We start from the raw sequence: 18,224 nt of genomic DNA on the forward strand, positions 1-18,224 counted from the left end.
AGCCATAACTTCGTTTGGATCCAGAACCGAACCCATGTCTATTTCAAATCTTTCTCCGAGCCTTTCGCGCGAACCCGAGACGAAGCAGATCGATCATAACGATTCGATCCGCTCGACCTATCTTTCCATCGAGGACATCAAGGCGATGGGCGATGCGGTCGCCCGCAACGGCGTCGACAAGCTGCCGGCTTTCGCCCCCTTCGATTTCTTTGCGCGTCATAAGGAAAACCAGAAGGAAATCCTGCGCGTCTACAGGACCACGGCGACCGATGTCGAGGCCGGCGATACCATCACGCCGGCGGCAGAATGGCTGCTGGATAATCACTATATCGTCGAAGAGGCGATCCAGGAGGTGCGGCGCGACTTCCCCCGCCGCTTCTATCGCGAATTGCCGACCATGGTCGTCGGCGGCGTCGAAGTACCGCGCACCCTTGTGCTTGCCTGGCTCTATGTCGCCCATACCCACAGCACGATCTCGCAGGAAAGTCTGACGGCACTGGTCGACGGCTTCCAGGCCAGCGAGACGCTCAGGATCGGCGAACTCTGGGCGTTGCCCTCCCTCGTGCGCTACGTGCTCGTGGAAAACCTTCGCCGTATTTCGAGCCGCGTCGAAGCCAGCCGCCGCCTGCGCCGCCGCGCCAACGAGGCGGCCGACGAATTGGTGCGCCTGACCGACCCAGCCGCGGCGGCCGCCTATCTGAAGACGTTGGAACCGCTTGCCGAGGACAATACCTTCTCGACGCAGTTCCTCTATCGCTTGCGCGACGGCTCGCAGACGTCGAGCCTGGCGATCACCTGGCTCGACGAGCGGCTGGAAGAGCTCGGCCGCAACACCGAAGAGGCGACGACGGCCGAACACAGCCGGCTCTCTTCCGGCAACGTGACGATGGGCAACATCATCCGCAGCCTTCGCGAGATCGATGATGCCGAGTGGTCGGTCTGGGTCGAGCAGGTCAGCCATGTCGACAAGCTCCTCTGGGAGCATTCGGATTATGGTATCCTCGATTCCGGCTCGCGTAACAAATACCGCAAACAGATCGAGAAGCTGGCCAAGCGCTCGCCGCTGTCGGAAATGGAAATCGCCCAGCTGGCGCTCGACATGACCGATGCCGCCAAGGCCTCCGGCGAGCCGCAGCCGCATGAACCGAATGTCGGTGGCTTCCTGTCGGGCGCGCAGCGGCCGAAACTCGAGGCGCGGGCGAACTATCGGCCGACGGCCATCCAATATTTCGTGCGTGCGGTGCGCCGGTTCAACTGGCTGGCGATTGCCGTGCCCGTCATGCTGCTGACGGTCATCGCCATGGCGATCGTCGGCAAGTTCATGGCGAATGCCGGCATGGGTGCGTTCGAAATCGCCCTGCTGCTGATCATGTTCTCAGTGCCGGCATCGGAGGGGGCGACAGGTCTCTTCAACACCGTGCTGTCCTTCTTCGTGACGCCGGCGCGCCTCGTCGGCTACGAGTTCAAGGAAGGCATTCCGGAGGATGCGCGCACGCTGCTCGTCGTGCCCTGCCTGATCTCGAACCGCGACAGCGTCGACGACCACGTGCGCAATCTCGAGGTTCATTATCTCGCCAATCCGCGTGGCGAGATCTATTTCGCGATGCTCAGCGATTGGCCGGATAGCGAGGCCGAGGAAACGCCCGCCGATCTCGAGGTTCTCGATTATGCCAGGCGCGAGATCGCCAATCTCTCCGCCCGCTATGCCTATGATGGCAAGACGCGTTTCTACCTGTTGCATCGCCGTCGCCTCTATAATCCCTCGGAAGGCGTCTGGATGGGCTGGGAGCGCAAGCGCGGCAAGCTGCACGAGCTGAACATGCTTCTGCGCGGCGACCGCGACACGACGTATCTGCCGGGCGCCAATACCGTGCCGGCCAAGGTGCAATATGTCATGACGCTCGATGCCGATACGCGCCTGATGCGCGATGCCGTCACCAAGCTCGTCGGCAAGCTCTATCATCCGATCAACCGCCCGGTCATCAACCCGAAAACCGGCCGCGTCGAAAGCGGCTATGGCGTACTGCAGCCGCGGGTCACGCCGTCGCTGACGACGGGCAAGGACGCGTCGGTCTTCCAGCGCGTCTTTTCGATCAACCGCGGCCTCGATCCTTATGTCTTCACCGTTTCCGACGTCTATCAGGATCTCGCCGGCGAAGGCACATTCACCGGCAAGGGCCTTTATCATGTCGATGCCTTCGAAGCGTCGCTGAAGGGACGGATCGACGAGAACTCCGTGCTCAGCCACGATCTTCTCGAAGGCTCGATGGCGCGTTGCGCGCTCGTCACCGATCTCGAACTGGTCGAGGATTTCCCGATCCGCTACGAGGTAGAAACCTCGCGCCAGCATCGCTGGGCGCGCGGCGACTGGCAGCTTCTCCCCTACATGTTCAATCCGAAATACGGCGTCACGGCACTCGGCCGCTGGAAGATGTTCGACAATCTGCGCCGTTCGCTGACGCCGATCGCCTGGTTCTTCGCCTCCGTGCTCGGCTGGTATTTCATGGGTCCGCTCGGCGCGCTTATCTGGCAGATTCTGCTGATCTTCTGCCTCTTCGTTGCGCCGACGCTGTCGCTCATCAACGGCATCATCCCGCGCACCAGCGATATCATCGCCCGCGCCCATCTCTATACGGTCTGGTCCGATATCACGGCCGCCAATGCGCAGGTTGCGTTGCGTATCGTCTTCATCGCCGATTCGGCTTGCATGATGGCGGATGCAATCGGCCGTTCACTCTATCGCCTCTTCGTCAGCCGCAAGCTGATGCTGCAGTGGCGGACCGCCGCCAGCGTTCAGGCCGGCGGCCAGGGCACGTTGATTTCCTACTACAAGGCGATGTGGCATGCGCCGGCGTTGGCGCTGCTGGCGCTCGGTTTTGCAGCCCTTCCCGGCAACAGCGCCTTCCTCGTCGGCATTCCCTTCGCGCTGCTGTGGATGTTTTCGCCGGTGGTGGCCTGGTATGTCAGCCAGTCGGCAGAGACCGAGGATCGGCTCGAAGTTGCCGATTCGGTGTCGAGCGAACTGCGCAAGATCGCCCGGCGCACCTGGCGCTATTTCGAAACCTTCACGACGGCCGAGCAGAATTATCTGCCGCCGGACAATATCCAGGAAACGCCGCATGTGATCGTTGCGGCGCGCACCTCGCCGACCAATATCGGCGTCTATCTGCTTTCCGTCGTTTCCGGCCGGCATTTCGGCTGGTTCTCCTTCGAGGAGACGCTCGAGCGGCTGGAGCAGACGATCGCGACGATCGACAAAATGGAGAAATTCCGCGGCCATTTGTTCAATTGGTACCACACCGATACGCTGCAGACGCTTGGGCCCCGTTATGTCTCGGCCGTCGACAGCGGCAATCTCGCCGGTCATCTGATCGCGATTTCGTCGGCCTGTCGCAACTGGGCGGAGGCGCCGTCCGCCCATATGCAGGGCAATCTCGACGGCGTCGGCGACACGGCCGGCATTCTCGGCGAAGTGCTGGCGGACCTGCCCGATGACCGCAAGACCGTGCGCCCGCTGCGCCGGCGCCTGGAGGAGCGCATCGTCGGCTTCCAGAACGCGCTTGCCGCCGTCAAGCGCGAGCACGAATTCGCCTCGATCCGCATCATCAACCTCGCCGTTCTCGCGCGCGACATCGAGAAACTCGCCGCCAATCTCGACCATGAGGTCAAGTCGAAGCAGAGCGAAGAGGTCACCCTGTGGGCGGCATCGCTGGTGAAGGTCTGCGAGGCGCATATTTCCGACAGCACCTTCGATCTTTCCAAAGTCGATGCGCTGAGGCCGCGCCTGGTGGCGCTGCGCGACAAGGCCCGCGATCTTGCCTTCTCGATGGATTTCGGCTTCCTGTTCCGGCCGGAACGGCGCCTGCTGTCGATCGGCTACCGCGTCGAAAGCGGCGAACTCGACCAGGCCTGCTACGACCTTCTCGCCTCGGAATGCCGCCTGACCAGCCTCTTCGGCATCGCCAAGGGTGATCTGCCGACGGAACACTGGTATCGCCTCGGCCGCCAGGTCGTACCTGTGGGGTCGCGCGGTGCGCTGGTCTCCTGGTCCGGCTCGATGTTCGAATATCTGATGCCGCCGCTCGTCATGCAGGAGCGCGGCGGGGGTATTCTCAACCAGACCAACAATCTGGTCGTGATCGAACAGATGAATTATGCCCGCAAGCTCGGCATTCCCTGGGGCATTTCGGAAGCGGCCTTCAATGCCCGCGACCACAACCTCAATTATCAGTACACGAATTTCGGCGTGCCGACGCTCGGCCTGAAGCGCGGCCTCGGCCACAATGCCGTCATCGCGCCTTATGCATCGTTGCTTGCCAGCCAGTACGACCCGACGGCCGCGCTCGAAAACCTGCAGAGGCTGCGCAAGGTCGGGGCGCTCGGCAAGTTCGGTTTCCACGACGCCGTCGACTTCACGCCGACGCGCGTGCCGGAAGGCAAGAAATGCGCGGTGGTCTACAATTATTATGCTCACCATCACGGCATGTCGATCGCGGCGGTGGCCAACGTCGCCTTCAACGGTCATCTGCGCGAGCTCTTCCACTCCGATCCCGTCATCGAGGCAGCGGAGCTGCTGCTGCAGGAAAAGGCGCCGCGCGACATTCCCGTCATGAGCGGCAAGCATGAATCCGACACGCCGGCCAGCATCCAGGACGATCTCCTGCGGCCGGAGCTCAGGAAAATCAGCGATCCGGCATCGCGCGACCGCGAGCTCGTGTTCCTGTCGAACGGTCACTATTCGCTGATGCTGACGGCGACCGGTGCCGGTTATTCCCGCTGGAACGGCCTTTCCGTTTCCCGCTGGAAAGCCGATCCGACCGAAGACCGCTGGGGCAGCTTCATCTTCCTGCGCGATACCGCCACCAACGAATGGTGGTCGACGACATCTGAGCCGAAGGGTGTCGAAGGCGAAAAAATCAAGGTCGAATTTGCCGACGAGAAGGCGCAGTTCACCAAGACGGTCGGTGACCTCACAAGTGAGGTGGAATGCATCATCGCGACCGAGCATGATGCCGAGGCCCGACGCGTCACCCTGCTGAACATGGGCACGGAGGACCGTTTCATCGAGGTCACCTCCTATCTCGAACCGGTGATCACCTCCGACGACACCGACAATGCGCATCCGGCGTTCGCCCGGATGTTCGTCAAGACCGAGATCGGCAAGCGCGGCGACGTCATCCGCGCCGAACGCAACAAGCGCGACCCGAACGAACCGAACATCAGCATCGCACATCTGATCGTCGACAATGCCGGCGACACCCGCCATACCGAATTCGAGACCGACCGGCGCAAGTTCATCGGCCGTGGCCGCAGCCTTGCCGATGCGGCGGCCTTCGATCCGGGTGCCACGCTTTCCGGCAGCGACGGTTTCATGCTCGATCCCGTCATGTCGCTGCGTCGCACCGTCCGCGTGCCGGCCGGCAAGAAAGTCAGCGTGATCTTCTGGACGATTGCGGCGCCGAGCCGCGACGAAGTCGACAAGGCAGTCAATCGCTACCGTCATCCCGACGCCTTCACCCACGAGCTCGTTCAGGCCTGGACACGCACGCAGGTGCAGATGCGCCATGTCGGCGTCACCTCGCAGCAGGCGGCGGCCTTCCAGCATCTCGGACGCTATCTCGTTTATCCCGATATGCAACTGCGCAAGGACGAGGCGACCGTCGAGGCCGGCTTGCAGTCGCAATCGGCGCTATGGCCGCTGGCAATCTCCGGCGACTTCCCGATCTTCACGCTGCGCATCAACGACGACATGGATCTCGAGATCGCCCGCGAGGCGCTGCTGGCGCAGGAATATCTGCGCTCGCGCGGCGTCACCGCCGATCTCGTCATCATGAACGAACGCGCCTCTTCCTATGCGCAGGACATGCAGCATGCACTCGACGCCATGTGCGAGAACGTCCGTCGCATCGGCCAGGCCGACGGATTGCGCCAGCATATCTTCGCGGTTCGGAAGGACTTGATGGAGGAGAGCACCTATCACGCGCTGATCGCGGCTTCGCGTGTCACGCTGCATACCAAGAACGGCAAGGTGGTCGACCAGATCAACCGCGCCGTGGCGCTGTTTGCGCCCTCGAAGGAGGAACTGCAGGAGATCGAACGGGCCGAGCGCAACAAGCCCCCCGTCAAGCGTGTTGCCCCAGTGCCAGCGCCTGTCGTGCCCGCCGTCGTCATCGAGGAGGAAGGCGATCTCGACTTCTGGAACGGCATCGGCGGCTTTGCCCGAGATGGGCGTGAGTATGTCGTTCGCCTGCCCGGAGGTCATGCGACGCCGCAGCCCTGGATCAATGTCATCTCCAACGACAGGTTCGGCTTCCACGTGTCGGCGGAGGGCGCCGGATTCACCTGGAGCGCCAATTCGCGCGACTATCAGCTGACCTCCTGGTCGAACGATGCGGTGGTCAACCGTTCGGGCGAGGCGTTCTATCTCACCGATCTGGACAGCGGCGCCGTCATGACGCCGTTCGCAGCGCTTTCCCGCCGGCCTGACATCCGTTTCGAAGCCCGCCACGGGCTCGGCTATTCCGTCTTTGCCAGCGTTCAGCACGAGATCGCACTCGAGCTGGCGCAGACGGTCGATCGCGAAAAGCCGGTGAAACTGCAGCGCCTGCGCCTGCGCAATACCGGTTCGGCCAGCCGCAGGCTGCGTCTCTACGGCTATGTCGAATGGATCCTCGGCAGCAATCCGGCGCGCACGGTGCCCTTCATCCTGTCGCAGCATGACGAGGAGACGGGGGCGCTGTTTGCCACCAATCCCTACAGCATCGATTTTTCCAACCGCACCGCCTTCTTCGCGGCGAGCGAGACGCTTTCGAGCTTCTCGGCAAGCCGGCGCGAATTCATCGGCAAGGCGGGAACGATCCAGGCGCCGCAGTCCGTCATCTCGGCCGCCGCGCTTTCCGGCGCGACCGAACTCGATGGTGATCCGGCCGCGGCGCTTGCGATCGACATCGAACTTGGCGCCGGCGAGGAGCGCGACTTCACCTTCTTCCTCGGCGATACGCCGACGGAAGAAGAAGCGCGCACTGTCATCGCCGATATTCGCAAGGCTTCGTTCGACGATGCCGTCGAGGCGAACCGCTCCTTCTGGCGGGATTTCACCGGCAGGCTGCAGATATCGACGCCAGATCGCGGGATGAACAATCTCGTCAATACCTGGCTGCCTTATCAGAGTCTCGGCTGCCGCATCATGGCCCGCACCGCCTTCTACCAGGCAAGCGGCGCCTTCGGCTTCCGCGATCAGCTGCAGGACACGCTGGCCTTCGTGCTGCACGAACCCTCGCTTGCCCGCCGGCAGATCCTGAATGCCGCTTCGCGCCAGTTCCGCGAAGGCGACGTGCAACATTGGTGGCTGCCGGGAACGGGTGCGGGCGTGCGCACGCTGATTTCGGACGACGTCGTCTGGCTCGCTTACGCGATCCATCACTATTGCAACGTCACCGGCGACAAAAACGTCCTCGACGAGGAGATCGCCTTCCTGGAAGGGCCGGCACTGCTCGAAGGCCAGCACGACTCGTTCTACAAGCCGGAGATTTCCGAGGACAAGGCAAGCGTCTACGAACACGCGGCGTTGGCGCTCGATCTCGCCATCGCTCGCAAGGGGGCTAACGGCCTGCCGCTATTTCTTGGCGGCGACTGGAACGATGGCATGAACCGCGTCGGCATCGGCGGCCGCGGCACCAGCGTTTGGCTCGGCTGGTTCCTGGCGGGGGCATTGCGCTCCTTCGTTCCCTATGCCGAGCAGCGCGGCGACACGGCCCGTGCAGAGCGCTGGTCGGCGCATCTCACCGAACTGAAGAAGGCGCTGGAAACTGCGGCCTGGGATGGCGGCTACTATCGCCGCGGCACGTTCGACGACGGTGCGCTGCTCGGCTCCAGGGAAAGCCCCGAATGCCGGATCGATTCGATCGCGCAGTCCTGGAGCGTGCTGTCCGGCGAGGGCGATCCGGCCCGCGCCGTCACGGCGATGGATGCGGTGCTCGATCAGCTGGTCGACGAGGATGCCCGCATCATCCGGCTGTTCACGCCGCCTTTCGTCAATTCCGCCAGGGATCCCGGCTATATCAAGGCCTATCCGCCGGGTGTGCGCGAAAACGGCGGGCAATATACCCATGCAGCGACCTGGGTCGTGATGGCGCTGGCGGAGCTGAAGCGGGGCGACGATGCCTTCCGCTGCTTCCAGATCCTCAACCCGATCACCCACGCGCTCGACAAGGCTTCAGCGGAGCAATACCGCGTCGAACCCTATGTCGTGGCGGCCGACGTCTACGGAAACGAGCCTTATACGTCGCGCGGCGGCTGGACCTGGTATACCGGGTCAGCCGGCTGGCTCTACCGCGCCGCCGTCGAGGGCATCCTCGGTATCCGGCTGAAAGACGGCCGGCTCTACGTGCGCCCGTCGCTCCCTTCGGAATGGGACGGTTTTGCGGCAGAGGTGGAGCAAGGCGGCGGCAAATACCGCATTTCGGTCTCAAAAGCGTCCAATGACAGCGGCTACACTCTGTCGATAAACGGCTGCGAAGTCACCGATCCCGAAGAGGGATATCCGCTCGGATAACAGCGTTCTCCACGCTGAAAAACACGGCGATTCGCGACGGCCAAAAGGGAACCCTTTTGGCCGTCGTCGCGTTTGCAAATCGGATAATAAGGAGAGACCCATGGCAAGCACGCCGACCGAAGCCATCGTCACGGGGCGCAGTTCCCTATCCGCAGCTGCGCCGGTGCGTGACACAAGGCTCGACGTCTTGCGCGGCGTGGCGCTGATCATGATCTTCATCAATCATGTTCCCGGACAGATCTTCGAATATGCGACGACGAAGAATTTCGGCTTCTCCGATGCCGCCGAAGCCTTCGTGCTGATTTCGGGCATTGCCGTCGGCCTTGCCTATGGGGGCCGCTTCCAGCCGGGCAACCGGCTCACGGTGGCGATCAAGGCGGCAAAGCGCGCCTTCACGCTCTATCTCGCCCACATGATCACCACCTTCATGACGCTGGCGCTCTTCATCTGCGGTGCCTGGCTGTTCCATCGGCCGGGGTTGCTGGTCGAAATCAATATTCTGGCGGTTCTGATGAACCTGAAGGAAGGCATTCCGGCGCTGCTCCTGCTCGGCCACCAGATCGGCTACAACAATATCCTGCCGATGTACGGGGCGCTGATGCTGATGGTGCCGATCATCCTGCTCTTAAATGCGCGCAGCCCATGGCTGGCGCTCGGCGTCTCGGGCACGGTCTGGCTGCTTGCGGGCATCTACGAGGTGGCGCCGCACAACATGCTGATCGAGGGCTACTGGTTCCTCAATCCGCTCTCCTGGCAGTTCTTGTTTTCGATCGGCATCGTCTCGATGCTGCATATCAAGCGCGGCGGCTCGATCCCGCAGCATCCGTTGCTGCTGGCGACCGCTGCCGGTTACGTCATCTCGTCCTTCATCTGGGTGACCGGCCATCTCTGGATTTTCGGCAACTCGCTGGCAGCCCTTGGCCTGCCGCCCGTCATCACCGGTTTCGACAAGACCTTCCTGTCGCTGCCGCGGCTGCTACATGTGCTGGCGCTGACTTATCTCGTTATCAGCATCCCGGCACTCTCGCGTATCCTGCGCCGTCCTGCGGACCATCCGCTGACGATCCTCGGCCGCCACTCGCTGAACATTTTCGTTGCCGGCACGATCCTCGCCATGATCGGCCAGGTGGTGCTCTACATCACCAACAAGGACCAACTGGTCGGCCCGCTCTTCGTAATCGCTGGAGTCGCGACACAATTCGCCTATGCCTATTATCTCGAGCGCAAGCGCCAGCAGGGAAAGGTCAAGGGGAAACTTGTCGCCGATACCATCCCCGTTCCCGTCCGCATCGGCGGGACGGCAAATGCCTATCGCCGGAACGATCGGAAATAGGGCCCGGATTTGCCCGACATGGAGGAGCCAGCGACCGATGGCCGCCGGCTCAATTGTGAATGAGGATGTTCACCAGCTTGCCGAAGGGATCGCGCACATAAAAGCGCCTGACGCCCCAAGGTTCGTCGGCCGGGCCGTACTCGATCGGAAAACCGGCAGCCGACATCGCTTCGAAAGCCGTATCGAGATCATCAACCTCGATCGAAAGATCAGGCACCGGCGTCCCGGAGCAGCCTTCGTTGGCGATGCTCAGCTGGACGTTCATCGGCCTTGCGGCACCGAAGGTCGCGATCCAGCCGTGATCCATGATGACGTCAAGACCGAGGATATCCTGATAGAAGCGCCGGGCCGGCGTGATATCCGATGCCTCAATATTGGCGACGATGCGCAGGACCTTCATGGGCTTCCTCCGATGCTTGGTGACAAGGCGGAAGGTAGGAACATGGGCACGGTGGTCAATTGGGGTTTGGCTTGAAATGGCGACGTGATGGCGTGTGGTACCCCCCTCTGCCCTGCCGGGCATCTCCCCCACAGGTGGGGAGATTGGCCAGTGGTTGGCCCTCAATCTCTCTCTACTACGGTGCGGAACATCAGTTGGTCAGTGGTTGGGGAAACCATCGCGCCCAGCCGATCTCCCTCCTTGTGGGGGAGATGCCCGGCAGGGCAGAGGGGGGTGGCCACACGGCACACTGCCAATGCATATCGTCCACAGCGGTATTGGGAGAAAGCAAAGTCTTAAGGCGTGGCATCTTGAATGCAGTTCGATGCAGCCGCCTAACCCAGGCAAACAAAAAAGGCCGGAAGGAGCTACCTTCCGGCCTTTATCTTGAAACCCGAACCGATCAGGCGGCTTCGGTGGTATGGGCCTTGCGGACCTCTTCGTCCGTCAGGATGCCGCTGGCGCGCAGCAGGGCGGCGAAGCGGCCATTGCTGTGGCTAAGCTCGTCGAAGCTGCCTTGTTCGACGACACGGCCGTCATCCAGGAAGAGCACCATATCGGCTTCGCGGACCGTCGACAGGCGGTGGGCGATGATGAAGGTGGTGCGATTCTCACGCAGATTGTCGATCGCGGCCTTGACGCGGGCTTCGGTCTCGACGTCGAGCGCCGAGGTCGCCTCGTCGAGCACCAGGATCGGTGCGTCCTTGAGGATGGCGCGGGCAATCGCGATGCGCTGGCGCTCGCCGCCGGAGAGCTTGTTGCCTCGTTCACCGACATGCGTATCGTAGCGATCCTCGCGGGTTTCGATGAAGTCGGCAGCGGCGGCGGCTTCGGCTGCACGGCGCATTTCCTCTTCACTGGCGCCTTCGCGGCCAAGGCGGATATTGTCGCTGATCGAACGGTTCAGCAGGCCCGCATCCTGGAAGACGGTGGCGATGTGGCGACGCAGCGACTTGCGGGTCACCTTGGTGATATCGGTGCCGTCGACGAGGATCTTGCCGCCCTGGGCATCGTAGACACGCTGCAGCAGGTTGACGAGTGTCGTCTTGCCGGCGCCGGTCGGGCCGACGATCGCGACCGTCTGGCCTGCCTTCACCGAGAAAGAAACATTGTGCAGGCCCTGTGAGCTGTTGCCGAAGCCGAAGGAGACGTCGCGGAATTCGACCGCGCCCTTGACGTCCTTGATCTCGCCGTTGCCGGCTGGCTCTTCACGTTCACGCACCGAGTCTTCAAGCGTATAGAAGTCCTCGAGCTTGGAGCGGGCCTCGAAAATCTGCGTCGCGAACTGGCGCATCAAGTCGAGACGGCCAATCAACAGGTTGGCAAAGCCGATGAAGGCGATGACGTCGCCGACACGCAGCTGGCCGGCCTGGACGAGCATGGTGCCGATGATCAGGACCACCATCATCGCGATGGTCGACGCCATGCGGTTCAGTGCGCTGGCGATCGCCCACCAGTCGAGCACCGGATACTGAGCTTCGAGCAGACGGTCGGCGAAGGATTTCAGCGCTCGGGTTTCGGCTTCGATGCGGTTGTAGCTGTGCAGGACCGAAACGTTGCTGATCGAGTCGCTGACATGCGAGAAGACGGTGTGATAATGGTTCTCGACCGAAGCCTGGCCGTCCTTGGTGCGGCTCATGACGACGCGGCCGATCAGCCAGTAGGCAATGGCGAGCACCATAAGCACGGCGGAAAGGCGCAGGTCCATCGACATCGCTGTCGGCACCAGAAGGGCAAGCGCGATGACCGTCGACAGGTGGTTGCGCATGAATTCCAGCCAGAGGCCGAACAGCGTTTCGCAGGCGCGCAGCAATGTATGCAGCGCGTTGGAGGTACCGCGCTGATGGTGCCAGCCAAGCGGCATGGAAATGATGCGGCCGAAGGCTTCCGTCAACAGCGTCGCCCGCCGGCCATGGGCCAGCCGGTCGGCCTCGCGGGCCACCAGGACGAAAGCAATGGTGTTGAAGACGGCGAAAGTCGCCCACATGAAGAGGATGGGCTTGACCTCGCCCTTGCCCGAAATCGCATCGATAATGCGACCGAACAGGATCGGCTCCGCGATGGTAATCGTCGCAAGAACAATGTTTGCGACAACGACCAGGGATACGCGCAGCTTGTAGACGCCAAGATAGCGCAGAGCCCTTGCATAGACCTTAAATAGCGTCACGTCGAACCTCTTGTGCATCTGCGAAAACGGGATGATGCGATGCTACAAAAGGCTACCTGAACGGGCGATTAACGGAGTATTCGGGGTTCAGTCGATGTGATGACTGACACGATGGTACTGTCGCAGGACGCGACGGGATGGCCGTGGCGTCGAAATTGCCATCCGGCTATATCTCGCAGCAATTTGCACTTGCATTTTATTCAATATTTAGCACAGCATTAAATTACAGACTGCATTTATTGAAGACCGTTTCGCGACCAGTTTGACCAGCCGCCGACGGCCTCAGGCGGGCATCAGGTCCGGGCAAGGGGCATTTTTGTGAATATTAATTTGTTAATTCAATTACTTGTAATTCTGGAAGGATGCTCAAATCCTGAAGCTGTCGTCACCGAACTGGAGCAGATCCTCCACGGTTGCGGCTTCGAATATTACGGTCTGCTGCGCCATGCGCCGCGGAACCCGGTGCAGCAGAATCCAGAGCCCTGGGCTGCGGCGCTTGCCGGCCGCTGGCCGGAACAATGGCCGCAAATATACACTGCAAAAAAATATGCTCTGATTGATCCGATGGTGCGCTATCTCGCTCATGCGCAACGGCCTTTCCGCTGGCGCGAGGCGATGGTGGCCTTCCACAAGGATGCGCATCAGCGCCGCATGGAGCAGATGATGGTCGATGCCTTCGGGCATGGAATGGAGGATGGCTACATCTTTCCGATCCACGGACGTAACGGCATTCTCGCCAGCCTCAGTCTCGCCGGCAAGCCGATCGAGTTGTCGCCGGTGGAGATCGCACTGTTGGAGGCGGTGGCGCGCAAAGCCTTCTGGCGGCTGCTCGATCTGAAAGGCGAGGCGCCGGCGCTGGAAACCGTGTTGCCGGCCGATACGCCGCTGACGCGGCGCGAGATGGAAATCCTGCATTATCTCGCCGAAGGCATGACGTCGATGGAGATCAGCAAGATGCTGAAGATCTCAAACCACACGGTCGACTGGTATATGAACGGCCTGCAGAACAAGCTGAAGGCGAAAAACAGGCAGCAGGCGGTGGCGATTGCCTTCCGTCATGGACTGATAAGTTAGAGCAATTCCGCTGCTCATCGAAGCGGAATTGCTCTGGTTTTTATTTTGATGCAACTCCGGACGGAAAACCGCTTCGCACTTTTTCTGGAGTTGCTCCAGGATGTCGAAAAATTGCATTTCGCAGTCGCAAGATAAATTGAACTTTCTGTGACAAGAAGTTAAGAATTTCCTTCGCGGGTGCAGCATGCCCGCGTCTGAACGTCCGAGGAGACCGTTTTGCCCATTTCCAAGATTCTCGTTGCCAATCGTTCTGAAATTGCCATTCGCGTGTTCCGTGCGGCCAACGAACTTGGAATAAAGACGGTGGCGATCTGGGCGGAAGAGGACAAGCTGGCGCTGCACCGCTTCAAGGCGGACGAGAGCTACCAGGTCGGCCGCGGCCCGCATCTTTCCAAGGACATGGGTCCGATCGAGAGCTATCTGTCGATCGAGGAGGTGATCCGCGTTGCGAAACTCTCCGGCGCCGATGCCATTCATCCCGGCTATGGCCTGCTGTCGGAAAGCCCCGAATTTGTCGATGCCTGCAACAAGGCCGGTATCATCTTCATCGGCCCAAGGGCTGATACGATGCGCCAGCTCGGCAACAAGGTCGCAGCGCGCAACCTGGCAATCTCGGTCGGCGTTCCTGTGGTGCCGGCCACCGGGCCTCTGCCGGAGGACATGGCCGAAGTGGCGAAGATGGCGGAAGGGATCGGTTATCCCGTCATGCTGAAGGCTTCCTGGGGCGGCGGCGGGCGCGGCATGCGCGCGATCCGCGATCCGAAGGATCTCGCCCGCGAGGTGACGGAGGCCAAACGCGAGGCGATGGCCGCCTTCGGCAAGGATGAGGTCTATCTGGAAAAGCTCGTCGAGCGTGCCCGCCATGTCGAAAGCCAGGTTCTCGGCGATACGCATGGCAATGTCGTGCATCTCTTCGAGCGTGACTGCTCGATCCAGCGCCGCAACCAGAAGGTCGTCGAGCGCGCCCCGGCTCCCTATCTCTCGGAGGCGCAGCGCCAGGAACTCGCCGCCTATTCGCTGAAGATCGCGGCCGCGACCAATTATATCGGCGCCGGTACCGTCGAATATCTGATGGATGCCGATACCGGAAAATTCTACTTCATCGAGGTCAATCCGCGCATCCAGGTCGAGCATACAGTGACCGAAGTCGTCACCGGCATCGATATCGTCAAGGCGCAGATCCACATCCTCGACGGCTTTGCGATCGGCACCCCGGAATCGGGCGTGCCGCGTCAGGAAGATATCCGCCTCAACGGCCATGCGCTGCAATGCCGCATCACCACGGAAGATCCGGAGCATAACTTCATTCCGGATTACGGCCGTATCACCGCCTATCGCTCAGCATCCGGTTTCGGCATCCGCCTCGATGGCGGCACTTCCTATTCTGGCGCCATCATCACCCGCTTTTATGATCCGCTTCTCGTCAAGGTCACGGCATGGGCGCCCAACCCATCCGAAGCGATCGCCCGCATGGACCGGGCGCTGCGCGAATTCCGCATTCGCGGCGTGGCAACCAACCTGACCTTCCTCGAAGCGATCATCGGCCATCCCAAGTTCAGGGACAACAGCTACACGACACGCTTCATCGACACGACGCCGGAACTCTTCCAGCAGGTGAAGCGCCAGGATCGTGCCACGAAGCTCCTGACCTATCTCGCCGACGTCACCGTCAATGGCCACCCTGAAGCCAAGGACAGGCCGAAGCCGCTGGAAAATGCGGCCGAGCCGGTGGTTCCCTACGCCAACGGCAACACGGTCAAGGACGGCACGAAGCAGCTCCTCGACACGCTCGGCCCGAAGAAATTCGGCGAATGGATGCGCAACGAGAAGCGCGTACTTTTGACCGACACGACGATGCGCGACGGCCATCAGTCGCTGCTCGCCACCCGCATGCGCACCTATGACATCGCCCGCATTGCCGGCACCTATGCGCACGCGCTGCCGAACCTGCTGTCGCTTGAATGCTGGGGCGGCGCGACCTTCGACGTCTCCATGCGCTTTCTGACCGAGGACCCGTGGGAGCGCCTGGCGCTGATCCGCGAGGGCGCGCCGAACCTTCTGCTGCAGATGCTGCTGCGCGGCGCCAACGGCGTCGGCTACACCAATTATCCCGACAATGTCGTCAAATATTTCGTCCGCCAGGCGGCCAGCGGCGGCATCGATCTCTTCCGGGTGTTCGATTGTCTGAACTGGGTCGAGAACATGCGCGTCTCGATGGATGCCATTGCCGAGGAGAACAAGCTCTGCGAGGCGGCGATCTGCTATACCGGCGATATCCTGAACTCGGCCCGTCCGAAATACGATCTGAAATACTATACCAACCTTGCGGTCGAGCTCGAGAAGGCCGGCGCGCATATCATCGCACTCAAGGATATGGCAGGCCTCCTCAAGCCTGCGGCTGCGAAGGTTCTGTTCAAGGCGCTGCGCGAGGCGACCAGCCTGCCGATCCATTTCCACACGCATGATACCTCAGGGATTGCGGCCGCGACCGTTCTTGCCGCTGTCGATGCCGGCGTCGATGCCGTCGATGCCGCCATGGATGCGCTTTCCGGCAATACCTCGCAGCCCTGTCTCGGCTCGATCGTCGAGGCGTTGCGCGGTACGGAGCGCGATCCGGGCCTCGATCCGCAATGGATCCGCCGCGTTTCCTTCTATTGGGAAGCGGCGCGCAATCAGTATGCCGCCTTCGAAAGCGATCTGAAGGGTCCGGCATCCGAAGTCTATCTGCATGAAATGCCGGGTGGCCAGTTCACCAACCTCAAGGAACAAGCCCGCTCGCTCGGCCTCGAGACCCGTTGGCATCAGGTGGCGCAGGCCTATGCAGACGCCAACCAGATGTTCGGCGATATCGTCAAGGTGACGCCGTCTTCCAAGGTCGTCGGCGACATGGCGCTGATGATGGTATCCCAGGACTTGACGGTTGCCGATGTCGTCAGCCCCGACAAGGAAGTCTCCTTGCCGGAATCGGTGGTCTCGATGCTGAAGGGCGATCTCGGCCAGCCGCCGTCAGGATGGCCTGAAGCGCTGCAGAAGAAGGCGCTGAAGGGCGACAAGCCCTATACCGTGCGTCCCGGCTCGCTGCTCAAGGAGGCCGATCTCGATGCGGAGCGTAAAGTCATCGAGACGAAGCTCGAGCGCGAGATCAGCGACTTCGAATTCGCTTCCTACCTGATGTATCCGAAAGTCTTCACCGACTTCGCGCTCGCCTCCGATACCTACGGCCCGGTCTCGGTGCTGCCGACGCCCGCCTATTTCTACGGTCTCAAGGACGGCGAGGAACTGTTTGCCGACATCGAGCGCGGCAAGACGCTCGTCATCGTCAACCAGGCGATGAGCGCCACCGACAGCCAGGGCATGGTGACCATCTTCTTCGAGCTCAACGGCCAGCCGCGCCGCATCAAGGTGCCGGACCGGGCCCATGGGGCGACAGGGACCGCCGTCCGCCGCAAGGCCGAACCGGGCAATGCCGTTCACGTCGGTGCGCCGATGCCGGGTGTCATCAGCCGCGTCTTCGTCTCGCCCGGCCAGGCCGTCAATGCCGGCGACGTGCTCGTCTCGATCGAGGCGATGAAGATGGAAACGGCGCTGCATGCGGAAAAGGACGGCACGATTTCCGAGGTGCTGGTGCGGGCCGGCGATCAGATCGATGCCAAGGACCTGCTCGTCGTCTACGCAGGCTGAAGGGCAACTGGCCATTGTTAAAAAGGCGCCTTCAGCGTCTTTGCGAACCTGGCTCATTCACCCGATCGTGTATGATCGGCCTGTCAAAAAGCTGATAGTTAGCAGCCTCCGCGCCTTGCCCGGCGCGGGGGCTTTCTCCTAAACTTGGCCTTCCATCACCCGCCCCAAGACCAATCCAGGAAACAATATCCATGAGTAAGTTGAAGATTGCCGTCATCGTCGGCAGCACGCGTATTGGCCGTTTTGCCGAGCATCCGGCCAAGTGGATTGCCGCTATCGCCGCCGAGCGGCAGGACATCGAGGTCGAGGTTCTCGACCTGCTCGACTACCCCATGCATTTTTTCGGTGAGCAGCGTGCGACGACCGCTGAAAGCGAGACGGCAGAGCGCTGGAAAAAGAAGCTGCGTGAATTCGACGGCTTCATCTTCACCGCTGCCGAGTACAATCACGCTCCGACGGCCGTTCTGAAGAACGCCATCGATCTCGGCGAATTTATCCAGAAGCCGGTCGGCTTCGTCGGCTACGGCGGCGTCGGCGGCGCACGCGCGGTCGAGCACCTTCGTCTGATCTTCGTGGAAATGGGTGCGACGTCGGTGAAAACCGGCGTGCATATCGCGCTTGGTGAATATCTCGGCGTCCTCAAGGATGGCAAGAGCCTCAGCGATTACGCGCATCTCAACGAAGCGGCGAAGAACCAGCTCGACCAGCTCACCTGGTGGGGTAATGCGCTGAAGGCGGCGCGGGCCGTCGTCACCGCTTCCTGATTGGAATTCCAGCAATGCCGGGATGTTCGCATCCCGGCACTAGATCCGGATGATTTTGGGCCAGGTCGGCCTAAAGTCTTCCGGACTAGAGCGGGATTGTTTTAGTCGGAATCGGAACAGGGATTCCCTTTCTGGTGCAAATCAGATTCACCATTCTGGCGGGTGCAGGAGGCCGGTCTGGATGGCGAAACCTTTTTCGGATGATCTTCGGG

General features: G+C 61.5%; 7 protein-coding genes. 5 read left to right on the forward strand and 2 right to left on the reverse strand.

Annotation, left to right across the window (positions count from 1 at the left end; genetic code table 11):
- The first annotated feature begins 34 nt into the window (after window positions 1-34).
- Window positions 35-8,554, forward strand: a complete 8,520-nt coding sequence (locus ACIPSK_RS20505) for a GH36-type glycosyl hydrolase domain-containing protein (RefSeq protein WP_162115023.1) — start codon at window positions 35-37, stop codon at window positions 8,552-8,554.
- Between the two features lie 100 nt (window positions 8,555-8,654).
- Entirely contained in the window at window positions 8,655-9,887 is a 1,233-nt protein-coding gene (locus ACIPSK_RS20510; RefSeq protein WP_162115024.1) for an OpgC family protein, read from the forward strand.
- 49 nt (window positions 9,888-9,936) lie between these two features.
- Here the strand turns inward: ACIPSK_RS20510 and ACIPSK_RS20515 are convergent, their stop codons facing one another.
- Together ACIPSK_RS20515 and ACIPSK_RS20520 are read right to left on the reverse strand one after the other, a co-directional pair.
- Window positions 9,937-10,287, reverse strand: a complete 351-nt coding sequence (locus ACIPSK_RS20515; RefSeq protein WP_162115025.1) for a VOC family protein — start codon at window positions 10,285-10,287, stop codon at window positions 9,937-9,939.
- 442 nt (window positions 10,288-10,729) lie between these two features.
- The gene (locus tag ACIPSK_RS20520; protein WP_162115026.1) at window positions 10,730-12,493 is read right to left on the reverse strand and encodes a glucan ABC transporter ATP-binding protein/ permease; all 1,764 of its coding nucleotides are present in this window, start codon (window positions 12,491-12,493) and stop codon (window positions 10,730-10,732) included.
- Window positions 12,494-12,811: 318 nt separating this feature from the next.
- Here ACIPSK_RS20520 and ACIPSK_RS20525 point away from each other — a divergent pair, with 318 nt between their 5' ends.
- From ACIPSK_RS20525 to ACIPSK_RS20535, 3 genes are all read left to right on the forward strand, one after another.
- Window positions 12,812-13,567, forward strand: coding sequence for an autoinducer binding domain-containing protein (locus ACIPSK_RS20525; protein WP_162115027.1), 756 nt, complete (start codon window positions 12,812-12,814; stop codon window positions 13,565-13,567).
- 216 nt (window positions 13,568-13,783) lie between these two features.
- A complete protein-coding gene (pyc, locus tag ACIPSK_RS20530) occupies window positions 13,784-17,248 on the forward strand; it encodes a pyruvate carboxylase (RefSeq protein ID WP_017966095.1) in 3,465 nt (1,154 codons plus the stop codon).
- Between the two features lie 191 nt (window positions 17,249-17,439).
- A complete protein-coding gene (locus ACIPSK_RS20535; RefSeq protein WP_017966096.1) occupies window positions 17,440-18,012 on the forward strand; it encodes an NADPH-dependent FMN reductase in 573 nt (190 codons plus the stop codon).
- Window positions 18,013-18,224: the final 212 nt, after the last annotated feature.

The organism is Rhizobium sp. LARHSG275 (assembly GCF_052871115.1).